The 12,526-nt window shown below is 44.4% G+C and carries 9 protein-coding genes; 5 read left to right on the plus strand and 4 right to left on the minus strand.

Annotated features, from left to right (window positions below; genetic code table 11):
* Positions 1–4 precede the first annotated feature (4 nt).
* The 5 genes from GFS24_RS17430 to GFS24_RS17450 all read left to right on the plus strand — a co-directional run bounded on the left by GFS24_RS17430 (position 5) and on the right by GFS24_RS17450 (position 5,612).
* Positions 5–2,218, plus strand: a complete 2,214-nt coding sequence (locus GFS24_RS17430; protein ID WP_153661479.1) for a DUF3857 domain-containing protein — start codon at positions 5–7, stop codon at positions 2,216–2,218.
* A 525-nt stretch (positions 2,219–2,743) separates the two neighbouring features.
* Positions 2,744–3,310, plus strand: coding sequence for a DinB family protein (locus tag GFS24_RS17435; protein ID WP_153661480.1), 567 nt, complete (start codon positions 2,744–2,746; stop codon positions 3,308–3,310).
* 90 nt (positions 3,311–3,400) lie between these two features.
* Complete coding sequence (locus GFS24_RS17440; protein WP_153661482.1) at positions 3,401–3,580, plus strand: hypothetical protein; 180 nt, start codon at positions 3,401–3,403, stop codon at positions 3,578–3,580.
* Positions 3,581–3,677: 97 nt separating this feature from the next.
* The gene (locus GFS24_RS17445; RefSeq protein WP_153661484.1) at positions 3,678–4,118 is read left to right on the plus strand and encodes a hypothetical protein; all 441 of its coding nucleotides are present in this window, start codon (positions 3,678–3,680) and stop codon (positions 4,116–4,118) included.
* 90 nt (positions 4,119–4,208) lie between these two features.
* Entirely contained in the window at positions 4,209–5,612 is a 1,404-nt protein-coding gene (locus tag GFS24_RS17450; RefSeq protein WP_153661486.1) for an RtcB family protein, read from the plus strand.
* 94 nt (positions 5,613–5,706) lie between these two features.
* Here GFS24_RS17450 and GFS24_RS17455 read toward each other — a convergent pair whose 3' ends face one another.
* The 4 genes from GFS24_RS17455 to GFS24_RS17470 form a co-directional block, all read right to left on the minus strand.
* Positions 5,707–6,828 (minus strand): acyltransferase family protein, encoded by a 1,122-nt coding sequence (locus GFS24_RS17455; protein WP_153661488.1) that lies wholly within the window; start codon positions 6,826–6,828, stop codon positions 5,707–5,709.
* 395 nt (positions 6,829–7,223) lie between these two features.
* A complete protein-coding gene (locus GFS24_RS17460; RefSeq protein ID WP_153661490.1) occupies positions 7,224–9,128 on the minus strand; it encodes an ABC-F family ATP-binding cassette domain-containing protein in 1,905 nt (634 codons plus the stop codon).
* A gap of 849 nt (positions 9,129–9,977) precedes the next feature.
* Positions 9,978–11,564, minus strand: coding sequence for a hypothetical protein (locus GFS24_RS17465; protein ID WP_153661492.1), 1,587 nt, complete (start codon positions 11,562–11,564; stop codon positions 9,978–9,980).
* A gap of 92 nt (positions 11,565–11,656) precedes the next feature.
* Positions 11,657–12,496 (minus strand): glycosyltransferase, encoded by an 840-nt coding sequence (locus tag GFS24_RS17470; RefSeq protein ID WP_153661494.1) that lies wholly within the window; start codon positions 12,494–12,496, stop codon positions 11,657–11,659.
* Positions 12,497–12,526: the final 30 nt, after the last annotated feature.

Here is a 12,526-nt window from a genome sequence, read left to right on the forward strand (position 1 = left end):
CCACATGAAAAGCATAATGACCCTGTGTATGCTGTTACTGGCAACAGGTTTAATGGCACAGGATAAAGGTCCGGCCGGATGGGATGTGAAAGGTGAAAAGCGATATAAGAAACGCATCCTTGAAATAAAGGATGAAGTATGGGGCTGGCAAATGCCTGCTTTTAAAAAACGTACAGTACCGGATGAATATAAAAATGAATCTGCGGTGGTGCTGGCAAAACATGTGGACCTCCGGACATTTGACGATGACCATGAGATCCATCGTACGGTGCGTGTACTGGTAAAGATCAATGATAAAGCTGCGCTGGAAGAATATTCTGAGTTCACTTTCAATCAGTATGAACTGGAGAAAATGGGTACGGTGCTGGACCCCTTCGATAAATTCACGACGATGAACTACATCGGCGTACGGATCTTCAAACCAGATGGGGCGATGCGGGAGATCTATTCTGATGAGGCAGTGGTAACAGAAGTAAACCGCTATAGTAAAAAGGAGCGGAAGCTGGCTATACCTGACTTACAGGTAGGTGACCTGGTGGAATATTTTGTCCGTACGGAAAGATATGTGATCCACACAAATGCTTATACGGAAGAATTGTTTGTATTGGGAGATGAGGAACCGGTGATGGAATATTCTGTGCATGTGGAAGCATGGAAAAAAGTATTTGCCCTGGAATACCTGTCTATGAACGGAGCACCTGATTTTAAGGAGAAAACGGATGGCAGGATGCTGGAGCTGGACCTCCTGGTAAGGAACATTCCACCGCAACCGGTTAAATTATGGATGAACCCTTTCCGCCAGATCCCTATGGTGCGGCTGCATCTTTGCATTGGCATCCGTAAAGAAATGGAAGGCAGACGGAAAGAAGGGACTATTTACAGAAACCCTAATGCCCGGAAGGTGCGGGGAGAAAGTAAAACCAACCTGGAACGCACGAGGGACATGATGGGCAGGGCTATTTTGCCTTTCGAGAGTGACATGAACCGGCAGATCAAAGAATACAGAAAAGAACATGAAAATGCCAAAGAGGAAGAACTGGCGGCCTATATCTATTACCTGGTGCGCTATATGGGATTGTACAGAGTGAAACCGGGAGATGAGATCTTTGTGGATCAGCGCCGTAACTATTCCCGCTTAAATGAGCAGAACTTCCTCACTTATGTGAACTACCTGCTGGTGAAGAACAAGATCTCTGCAGACTTTGTGATGGTAACACCCCGTTACGGTCCTTCCCAGGACCAGGTTTTTGATACGGAAGACTATAGCCTGGTATTGAAAACAAACGGTAAGAAGCCCATATTCATGAGTGCGGAAGGGATCTTTTCCAATACCCACTATATTCCCAGTCAGTATGAAGGGCAGGTAGCACCTGTTGTACATGGGGAAAGTGACAAGGGCGCTTTTAAGGAGGAAGAGATTCCCCTCAGCCCTGCTTCCCAGAATAAACAATTGGAGCATTATAAGATCAGTTTTAATAAAAGCGATCTCCAGCAACTGGAAATAGAACGGAACAGTGTGGTAACCGGTCACTTTAAAACGGACATCCAAAAAAGCCTGCTCCTGTTTGAAGATTATTATGAAGAGGAGCGCAAGGCGCTGGGGATCAAACAATCTTTCATGGAGGAGTTTGCGGACAGTAAAAAGAACCGCCCGCTGGCAGAGGAATATCGTAATGCTTTTGATAAAGCGCGGAAAGAGGTGAAGGATGCCTTCGTTTCTGAAATAAAGGAGCAGTTTGATAAAGCGCCGGAGTCACTTGATAATTATAAGATCCTCAAAATGGGGTTGCGTGATACGGACCCTGCTGTAACTTATACGACCAGCTTTAAAATGAACGGGTTTATGAAGAAGGCGGGTAATAATTATATCCTGGATGCGGGTAAACTGATTGGTTCTCAAATGAGTGTCAAGACTTCCCAGCGTGACCGGAAAGCGGATGTGCACATGCCTTTTGCCCGGATGTTTGAGTATAATATGGAACTTAATATCCCGGCGGGATATGTGGTGGAAGGGGCTGACAAGCTGGTGCGGAACGTTGATAATGAATGGGGTAGTTTCATTGTGACCACAGATAGTAAGGATGGCAAACTGATCATACAGGTGAGGAAAGTCTATAAAAATGCGATCGTGCCGGCAGCCAAATGGCCGCTGCTGCTGCAAATGATCGATTCGGCTGAAGAATTTCAGCAGCAGAAGGTGCTGTTAAAGAAAGTATAAATACGTTTTTTTGCCGGAAACAATTATTTAACGAAAAAAAATTGCACAAGGAAAAAAATTATTTTTATCTTTGTTGCATAAACAAATCACAAAACAGAATGTCACGCAATTGTACATACAATATTAAGGTCTCAAAGCGCATGTGGAAGCAGGCGACGGGAGATTGCGGACTGGTTTATAACTAGAAGTTAACAAGTAAAAAAGTTATCAAAAAGATATAACAAGGGTCCTGCAGAAAAAGCTGGACCCTTTTTTTTGTGCTGATGGAGAAAGATTTGATTATCAATAAGCTGTCTGTAGAGCGATGCAAGAAGAGTAGTGCATCAGAAGGGAATTGTATGCGATACAATCCCGGCGGAATAGGTATGTTATGATGTAAACGAAAAGTTTAACGTTATATAATGGCCCGGTCCGCTGCAAAGCGCACCGGGCTTTTTTAATGTGGTATGGAAATTGACTAAAATGAACATCTATATATAAACATGGTAAGCGTCTGAAAAGGCGAGTGCCCCAAAAACAAGAGGTATGAGAAACGTTGTACAATTCGTAAGAGAGGCCCTGATAAACAACTTCCGGGAACTGGACCGTTGGTTCAAAGAGGATGAAGCGCTATTGCAGTATAAACCCTCGCAAGATTCATGGAGTATCCGTGAAGTATTGGAACACATTAGTCTTACCAACTATTTCCTGTTACTCACTATCAATAAAAGTACCCGGAGAGCGCTGGACCGCAAGCTGGATGGGCTGATCATAATGCCGCCGCATGATTATGAGGAAAAATTCCGTCAGATCGAGATTGTGAGCAGCAAATCCTTTGGTTGGGTAAATCCTGCTCACCTGGAGCCTACAGGCACCAAAGACATGGATGAAGTGAGAGCGGTACTGAAGCAACAGTTTGCACAAGGCATGTACAACCTGAGCTTACTCAAGAACGGTGAAGGCAGATTGGTGAATACGATGATGACAGTCAATAATCTGGGCAAACTGGATATCTATCAATATATCTATTTCCTTACAAAACATATTGAAAGACATCAGGCACAAATGCAGGAGTTGCGCGAACAATACGAAGAAAGCGCTGTGATGATCTGACATGTAATTACGCAAAAAGGTAAGAGTCAACCCTTGGCCCTCGCTTTTAGCGAGGGCTTTTTGTTTTTATTCAATTTTAAAACTAATACAATGAGGTCTAAACATAAAGACGAAAGATTGAGCCGCTTAGCGGCATTATCCCTGAACTATAATATCAGGTTTGATGGTCAGTATGATGATCAGGGCAGCAAATTATTGCTGGCACTATTGGCACATACAAGGCCTACTGGTAAAGGAAAGATCAGGAAAAGAAAAAAAGATCAGACGTAGGAGAAACTTTGGCAAGGAATCTGCATTTATAAAGATGCAGATCCCTTTAGCCGGAAAAACGGACCCTGCGTTTTAACGAATAAACGCATTCCACAAAATGGAAAACAAGAACTTATACAACATACTTATCAACGCGAATCTAACAGATACCTGCTACTTTGATAGCAAAACATTCTATTACGATTGCTTTGGTACCCTGGCCAATGTTAGCGCTATCTCTCCCGTTGATCACCAGAAAGCGGCTACCGAAATCAAAACGGCTTTTGCTGATAAGATAGACGAGATCTATATCCACCGTTCCCTTATTATCGTTGTGATGAAGGAAACTGTACTGGTTGAACTGGGCAGCGCTAATGCAGAGATCCTGCATGGCCCTGACAACATGGAACTGGTGGAAGCACTCACTTTATTCATGCTGCAATTCAAACTGAAACGCAGGAGCCGTGAGATAAAATTGCGTGCCGGCGTGGCCAGGCATTTGAAAAGAAAAACGAACAGATCGCTTTTAGGGCGGCTGTTCAATTATAGGAATTTTTGATGAGGGGAGGCTGCTCTTAAATGAGCACCGGGCACTCATTATAAGAGCAGGTTGTTAAGCAACAGCCTGCTCTATTGTAAGTATACAACAATGGCTAAATTAAAATTAAGCGGTAAAGAACTTCGTAAGATAGGATACCCGGAAGGGCCGGTGATCTCTGTAGCGATCACCGTGATGGAACAATATTATAAACATCATTCTTCTGCTGATGCACTGGCATTGCTGGAAAAAGTCCTGCAGGACCCGGAGGCATTCAGCGGAGATGAACAACTCTCGCGGATTGCAGAGAAGCTGATCGTGGTGGAGTCTTCAGAGATTGCATTGTTGGCTTCACCGATGGATTATGCGGTGTATGGAAAGGAATTCATAGAGGACGGAGCTATCCGCCAGATGGATTATGCGATGCGATTGCCGGTTACTGCCGCAGGGGCTTTGATGCCGGATGCGCATCAGGGGTATGGATTACCTATTGGCGGCGTATTGGCTGTTAGAGGAGCTGTGATACCTTATGGTGTGGGCGTGGATATTGGTTGCCGGATGTGTTTGAGCATACTGGATATTCCTGCTGCACAACTGGAAAAGAATGCTTCTGTTTTTAAACGGGAGTTGATTGCAGGGACGGTGTTTGGTGCGGGGGCTACGTGGAAGTCTTCTTTAGAGGATGAAGTGCTTTCCCACCCTGCGTTCTCTGAGATCGGGCTGTTGAAGCATTTGCATGCGAAAGCGGCGGCACAATTGAGCACCTCTGGTTCCGGGAACCACTTTGTGGAATGGGGGATCGTTGAAGTGAATGATCTTCCCGGGGTGATGCCGGGACTTTATTTGGGGTTATTGTCTCACTCTGGTTCCAGAGGATTGGGGGCACAAATTGCGGGGCATTATACTAAAGTAGCCCGGGAAGTTTGTGTTTTACCGCGGGAAGTGCAGCATCTTGCGTGGTTGGAACTGTCTTCTTCTGAAGGAGCGGAATATTGGATGGCGATGAACCTGGCAGGTGATTATGCTGCTGCTTGTCATCATCATATCCATCAACGGTTGATCAAAGCGGTTGGGGCTGAGTTACTTGGCCGGGTGGAGAATCATCACAACTTTGCATGGAAAGAAACGCATAACGGTGAAGAATTGATCGTGCATCGGAAAGGAGCTACGCCTGCAGGGGCTGGTGTACTTGGAGTAATTCCGGGGTCTATGACGGCGCCGGGGTTTATTGTCCGGGGGCGTGGGGCTGCTGCTTCTTTGGATTCTGCGGCTCATGGTGCCGGGAGGCAAATGAGCCGGTCTAAAGCTACACAGTCTTTTACTGCTTCCGGATTGAGTAAGCTTTTGGGGGAGCAGAAGGTTAAATTGATCGGTGGAGGATTGGATGAGGCGCCAGGGGCTTATAAGGATATTTTTGCGGTGATGGCGGCGCAGACTTCGCTTGTGGATGTGGTGGGGTCGTTTTATCCTAAGATTGTGAGAATGGCTGATGGTTCCGGGCCGAGGGAGGATTAAAGTTTGAGCCTATGTCAAGCCTACCTTGAGCCTATGTCAAGATAAGGAATCTATTAAAAAGGGCCTCAGTTAGTGCTGAGGCCCTTTTCGTTTTTTATACCCTGATGTAGATCTTTTTGCGATCCATCCATAATCCTAAGAGCCAGAATAGTAATACATGGAATATAGCGAAGGCTACAGAGCCGCCGTAATTTCCTAAGGTGCTTTGGAAGATGGTGGTGTAAAGCCAGCCGTAGAAGTTTTGGTCTCCTATGATGATGAGGCCGTATACTCTTACTAATACGCCAGACATTACATAAATGAACAGCGGGTTTTTGCCGAAGACTTCGAAGAAATAAGTGCCTTTCTTCCATCCTTTTAGTTCTATTAAATGGATCAATCCGGCTAGTATTATTGTGGCGATGCCTACGGTGTATAATGTATAAGAGCTGGTCCAGATCTTTTTGTTGATAGGGAATACGGTACCCCATAATAAACCGAGTACCATTAGAATTACGCCCGTTGCTAATAACTTGTAGAGCATTTCGTAGTTCTTTCCTTTTTGCTGGATGAACCTTCCTATTAAATAACCGAATACTACGTTTCCTATGGCCGGGAGGGTGCTTAAAAGTCCTTCTGGTTCAAAGGGGACGCCTTCTCCTTTATACATGTGGTCTTCTCCTATGATCAGTTTATCTATGGCGAGACCTATGTGGTCATTCATACTGTATGGGTCTGCTCCTCCGTAGAACCACATGATCCACCAATAGGCGAATAATATAATGATCGTGGCTATCAGGGCGCCTTTTGGTTTTAGGTAGTGTATTAATAATGCGGCGATGCCATAGCATAATGCTATTCTTTGAAGTACGCCGAAAATGCGGAGTTTTTCTATTGTTTTGAATACTACGTTTCCGTCTGCATCATATCTGATGAAAGGGAACCAGCTTAGTAAAACGCCTATGATGAAAATTAAGGCGGTGCGTTTGAATATTTTTCCCAGTACGGCTGCGTTGCTCATGGTTTCAAACTTCTTCATGGCAAAGCTCATGGCGTTGCCTACGGCGAAGAGGAAGAAAGGGAAGACTAAGTCTGTTGGGGTGCAGCCGTGCCATTTGGCGTGTTCTAAAGGTGGTAGTACGTAACTCCAGCTGCCGGGATTGTTTACCAGGATCATGCCGGCTACGGTGAGGCCCCGGAAAACGTCCAGGGAGAGGAAACGTTGATTTTGGTTCATATAGTAAGGTCGGGTTTATCTCTTAAAGCTAATAAAATTTGGATTAGTTGGGGGCTGGGAGTTTGCCGCGCAGCAAAGGGCGGTGGTTTTTTTCTTTTTTGGGAGAGGGGTGTTTTTTTGGGAGAGGTGTTTTTTGAAGAGGCGGGCTTTTCCAGGAAGGAGGCTTCTTCTTTTGGAAGGGGAATTCTTTTTGACGGAAAGGGCGTTTTTTTAGGGAGAGGTTTCTTCTTTTGTGAGGGGTGGTTTTTTGAGTGAATGGGCTGCTTTTTGAGGGAGGCTTCTTCTTTTTGAAGGGCTGGTGGTGTTTAAGCTGGCGTATGGTTTAGCTATTCTTAAAAAAACATCACCCCATTCAAACCACTTGTGGTTTGAATGGGGCAACTATACTTTATTTATTACTCACTTAGTTCCAGCCAGCGCATGCCTTTTTCATCTAATAAGCGAATGACTTCGCCGATGCGGAGGGAGGCTTTTTCTATTTCAGCATAAGGGATGCTACCGTCTGCGAGTTTTGTGTCCAGGGCGGCTTTTTCCTTTTCTAAAGCGGCAATTTCTTTATCCAGGGTTTCCAGCTCGTGCTTTTCTTTGAAAGAAAGTTTGCGGGCCGGGGTTGATGGTGCTGCTGCCGTAGTTGGTGCTACTGATGCCGGAACAGCCACTGCAGCTGGTTTAGGTGGTTCGATGGATTTGATCTTTTCCTGGTCTCTTTCCCATTCGCGGTATTGGGAATAGTTGCCGGGGAAATCACGCACCACGCCCTCTCCTTCAAAAACGAAGAGGTGATCTACGAGTTTGTCCATGAAATACCGGTCGTGGCTCACGATGATGATACAGCCCTGGTAGTTTTGCAGGAAATCTTCCAGGATGGTCAGCGTGGGCAGATCCAGATCGTTCGTGGGTTCATCGAGCACCAGGAAGTTGGGATTGCGGAAAAGTATGGACAGCAAGTGCAAGCGGCGTTTTTCACCACCGCTTAACTTGGAAATATAAGTGTATTGTTTTTCCGGAGGGAAGAGGAATAATTCGAGGAACTTGGAAGCGCTTACTTTTGTGCCATCTGCCAGCGGGAAGTTTTCTGCGATGTTCTTTACGAACTCTATGATGCGCATATCTTCTTTAATAGCAAGGCCGGACTGGTTGTAATTTCCAAATACTACAGTTTCTCCGATATTGATCTTTCCGGAATCGGCTTGTTCTGTGCCTAATAACATATTGAGGAAAGTGGATTTGCCTACACCGTTCTTTCCTACCACGCCAATGCGTTCTCCTTTCTTAAAAGTATAATCGAAACCTTTGAGGATGTGGAGATCGCCGAAGGCTTTGTTCACTTTTTTGAGTTCGAGGATCTTGCCGCCCAGGCGGGTCATTTTTACATTGAGTTCCAGCTGTTGCTGTTCGATGCGTTTGGCGGCTCTTTCCTGTACTTCGTAAAATGCGTCCTGGCGGGATTTGGATTTGGTGGTACGGGCTTTTGGTTGCTTGCGCATCCATTCCAGTTCCTTGCGGTAAGTATTTCTTGCTTTTTCTGTACTGGCTTTGTCCATTTCCTCGCGGGCGGCTTTCTTTTCCAGATAATTGGCGTAGTCTCCTTTATAAGTATAGAGGATACTGTTATCCAGTTCCAGGATCTCGTTACATACGTTGTCGAGGAAATACCGGTCGTGGGTTACGAGGAGGAGGGTCACTTTTTCCTGGTCCAGGTAGTTTTCCAGCCATTCGATCATGCTAACGTCCAGATGGTTGGTGGGCTCATCCATCACCAGGAGGGTGTGCTGGTGTTCAAAACCTATGTCTATCAGCACTTTGGCAAGAGATACCCTTTTTTGCTGACCTCCGGAGAGTTTGCCTACGGGTTGATCTAAGTGATGGATATTGAGTCTGCCGAGGATCTGTTTCACTTTGGCGTCGAAATGCCAGGCGTTGAGATCGTCCATTTTGGTGATGGCATCTGTGAGGGCATCCATATCTGGTTCTGCGTCATCGTCTGTGAGGAGTTCGTATTCCTTGATGGCGTTGAGGATGGGATGTGAGTGATCGAAGATATTTTCGAGGATGGATTTGTCCAGATTGAAATTATGGGTTTGTTCCAGCATAACAACTGTAACACCTTTATGGATCCATACTTTACCATCGTCATACGTTTCTTTACCTGAAAGGATCCTGAGGAGAGTAGACTTGCCTGTGCCATTTAGGGCCACCAGGGCTATTTTATCACCTTCTTCTATATGAAAAGAGATATTCTCGAAAAGGGGGGTGATACCGTAAGATTTGGTCAACCCTTCCACCGTTACATAATGCATGGTGCGAAGTTAACCCGTTTTGTGAAAAATGGGTTTTTTCAATTATTTTTTCGTATATTCATAAAGGAAAATATCAGGACAGACCGTACGCTATGAATACTTGATGATTGAGCTGCAAAGGTGAACCTTATTTTGAATATCCACAATTTTCATACTATATATATAAGCTGAAACGTAATGCAGATTGCGTGTATGCTTCCTGTGATATTGATAGGCCGCGAAAGCAAGGAGGATGCACTTCATTCCATGAATTTGCCCCCTTTAAGGCACGGCCTTTATCCATGTATGGTATCCCCTTATTTCCGAAAGATAAAACGCCTTCCATGACATCGGGGGGCGTTTGTTTTTTTAAGGCTGGGAGGAAGCGGGGCAGAGAGGGGGGTATTTTTTTAAGGTATTTGCTTCTTCCATCGGGAGGGGTTTGTTTTTTAAGATGAGCGAGCAAGCCGGTATACAAAAATAAAAACGCCTACCAGTGATGGAAGGCGTTTTTATTTGTCAGGTACAGCGCTCTGGCGCAAAGAAGGCATAGTGTATATCTCATGCCGGATTAAGTACAGCGCATTTGCGCTTAAAAAAGGATAGCGTGCATTGACGCTAAATAATTTGATCAGTTCACGTTTTCAACTTTTCTCATAACCTTCGAAATAGTGAGACAGGTTATGATCAGAATGATCATTGATGCGAAATGTGGAATTAGCCCCGCCATAGTGTATAAGTTTAAAAATCCCTCGATACTACTAATTTACGCTATTTTGATGTAAGTGTTACACCATACATTCGTGTGATTTTTGGCGGAAGAACTACTGTTGTTACTTACCCACTATGGACTATTCGTATGAGAAGTGATTAAAAATCATAATATAGCTGGCGGAAAGAACTTCGGAGTCCGAATGAGAAGATGAATTCTCGCTTCGTTTTCAGCTCATTTGTTTCCTGCCTGCCTGCTGCTGAAAGTTCCAGCCGGAGGTTATATTTTGGATTGAGCACAAAGGCCACGGTGCCCTGTCCATAAAGGAAATCTGTTTTAATGCCCTGCCCTGTCTTATTATCATAATCCTGCAAGCGGTTCTCGTAACTTTTAAAAATATCCTGCCCATAACTTTCTGCTGCAACCGGATCAAGGCCGTATTGCGCATATGTTAACTGCCCTCTCACATACCAGCGTTTGTAAGTATAGGACGCAATGCCCAGCACTTCTTTGAAATTGGCGCCCATTGGATGTGCGAGGGATTGATTATAGTGTGCATAATTTCCCTGGCCATTACGGAAGGAGTAAGTATAAGGCCGCACGATATTCAATTCACCCTGAAGATCCAGTTTGGGAACTTTAAACAGATCGAAAGAACGGAATCCTACTTGTGTGGACCATTTATTTCCCCACCATCCTTTCCCGCTGGTCATTTCTTTCAGTTTGAATTCATCCAGCATCAACTGTCCGTAAATGGTGGTTTTGGGAAAGAGTTTGTATTTCACCGTCATCCCCACTAATGCATTATCTGAAGAGCCTGCGGAATATTCTGCGGGACGGAGGAAGATAATGGGGTTCATGTATGACCAGTCGAACCCTCTTTTCTTACCGGATGAATCCGTATCGGGCCAGATCACTGCGTCGAATAAACCGATGGTCAGTTTTTTGGAGGCGTTCCAGTCGAGATAATGGAATACGCCCCATTTCTTATTATATCCCAGATCTTCGTAAGCTTGTCCAAATGATTTATCTGAAAGGTCCATGAACTGTGCCCACATGGAAGTGTATTGAAATTGCCCTAATGTGCCGGTTAGTTTCAGGTAAGGATAACTGAAACCAATGTCTGACAAGATCAATGACCGGTAGCCATCTCCGATGGAGTTGTTACCGTAACCCAGTGTAAGGTTAAGATATTTGTTAGGCGTATAAGATAAGAGTGCGTTTACATAAGAGAAATCATAACTTTTCCCGATCTGATCGTTGTACTTTATTTCTCCCTGTCCGGGAATTACTCTTCTTTTTGCAACAAAGCTATCCAGGTAAACCGGGAATACGCCCTGGTTTTCGTAGAATGAAGTTTCGAAATAGAAGTTCCTGCCGATATTGGCCTGTATCCTTGCGCCCCGTGTATTGAGCCAGGGAGTTTTATCCCTGTTGCTTTTTCCTATCTGGAAATCCGGCAGGAAATCGATGAACACATTGTATTCCGGCTGACGGAATTCAAACAGGTGTTCCTTGAAGAGCTTGCGGTAGAACCAGCTGCGTTTGGTGGTATCCTGCTGTGTGTACATGCTGCTGGTGTCCTCATGCAGGATAGTTTTTAGTGCTGTATGATGATTAACAGAGTCGAGATATAGTTCCCTTATGTTCTGAGCGTGATAAGGGGCAATCACTGGTAATTTTTCCTGGGCTAATGAGGAAATGGAAAGCAGCAGGGCAGTGGATATTAGGATGAATTGCTTCATTCAAGATAGTTTGGTGATGGAATGGCAAAAATTGTGCCTTAGAGGGACTAACCTGGCCGGTGAAACCGGCATAGCTGTAAATTGCTGATCACCTACACACTTTTTCTTTCCCGTAAAAAGCGAAAATAGATGAGCTGTAAAACCCTTTTCGGCATCGTTCTTAAAAAGATCCTGTACATTATATTCCTGATGAATACAGCGCTGGTAATAAAGTTGTCTGCTTTCATTTGCCGGAAGAATCCATATTCGGCTTTTAAATAACCTATCCCGTGTCTTCTCCCGATCATATTGTTCCCCACTCTTGCATCCATGAGTACCTCCTGGAGATTGGCGAATTTATAGCCCCGTTTTATCATTTGATACCAGAGGTTATAATCTTCCAGTATTTTTTTATCCCAGTATCCTCCGGCGAGCTGCGCACACTCTTTTTTATAAACGATGGTCATGTGGTTAACCGGGCTTCTGTTCCTGCAATAAACGGTTATCTCGTCATGTTTTTCGGGTAACTGCCTGATAAGGCCAAGATCCCCGGGAACGGCTTTAAATTCTTCGATCAAAGCTCCTAAGGCATCAACTTCAGGATGGTTTTTTAAATAATTGATCTGTTTTTCAAACCTGTAAGGCCGGGCAATATCATCGGAGTCCATTCTTGCCACCCACTTGTATCTGCAATGATTTAAACCTTCATTCATTGCTTTACCCATTCCCATATTAACGGGTAACACTACCCGTTGAAATAATAATGGGTGATCGTTTTTATACTTTGACAATAAGGTATACATTTCATCAGAGAGGGGGCCGTCTTCAACAATCACTATTTCATCCGGAAGTAATGTCTGATGAAGGATGCTTTCAATTGCTTCTTTAAAAAAAACGATATCCTCTTTGATGTAAACTGGAATTAATACGGAAAACCTAAAATCTTCCATCATAATTTTCTCTGTTTTTTTACTTCTAATAAA

This window comes from Chitinophaga sp. SYP-B3965 (assembly GCF_009647655.1).
In the GTDB taxonomy this organism is placed as follows: Bacteria; Bacteroidota; Bacteroidia; order Chitinophagales; family Chitinophagaceae; genus Chitinophaga.

Excerpts from the sequence above, each read along its gene's own strand:
- GFS24_RS17430 (WP_153661479.1), top strand. The coding sequence starts at position 5 with ATGAAAAGCATAATGACCCTGTGTATGCTGTTACTGGCAACAGGTTTA.
- GFS24_RS17435 (WP_153661480.1), top strand. The coding sequence starts at position 2,744 with ATGAGAAACGTTGTACAATTCGTAAGAGAGGCCCTGATAAACAACTTC.
- GFS24_RS17440 (WP_153661482.1), top strand. The coding sequence starts at position 3,401 with ATGAGGTCTAAACATAAAGACGAAAGATTGAGCCGCTTAGCGGCATTA.
- GFS24_RS17445 (WP_153661484.1), top strand. The coding sequence starts at position 3,678 with ATGGAAAACAAGAACTTATACAACATACTTATCAACGCGAATCTAACA.
- GFS24_RS17450 (WP_153661486.1), top strand. The coding sequence starts at position 4,209 with ATGGCTAAATTAAAATTAAGCGGTAAAGAACTTCGTAAGATAGGATAC.
- GFS24_RS17455 (WP_153661488.1), bottom strand. The coding sequence starts at position 6,828 with ATGAACCAAAATCAACGTTTCCTCTCCCTGGACGTTTTCCGGGGCCTC.
- GFS24_RS17460 (WP_153661490.1), bottom strand. The coding sequence starts at position 9,128 with ATGCATTATGTAACGGTGGAAGGGTTGACCAAATCTTACGGTATCACC.
- GFS24_RS17465 (WP_153661492.1), bottom strand. The coding sequence starts at position 11,564 with ATGAAGCAATTCATCCTAATATCCACTGCCCTGCTGCTTTCCATTTCC.
- GFS24_RS17470 (WP_153661494.1), bottom strand. The coding sequence starts at position 12,496 with ATGATGGAAGATTTTAGGTTTTCCGTATTAATTCCAGTTTACATCAAA.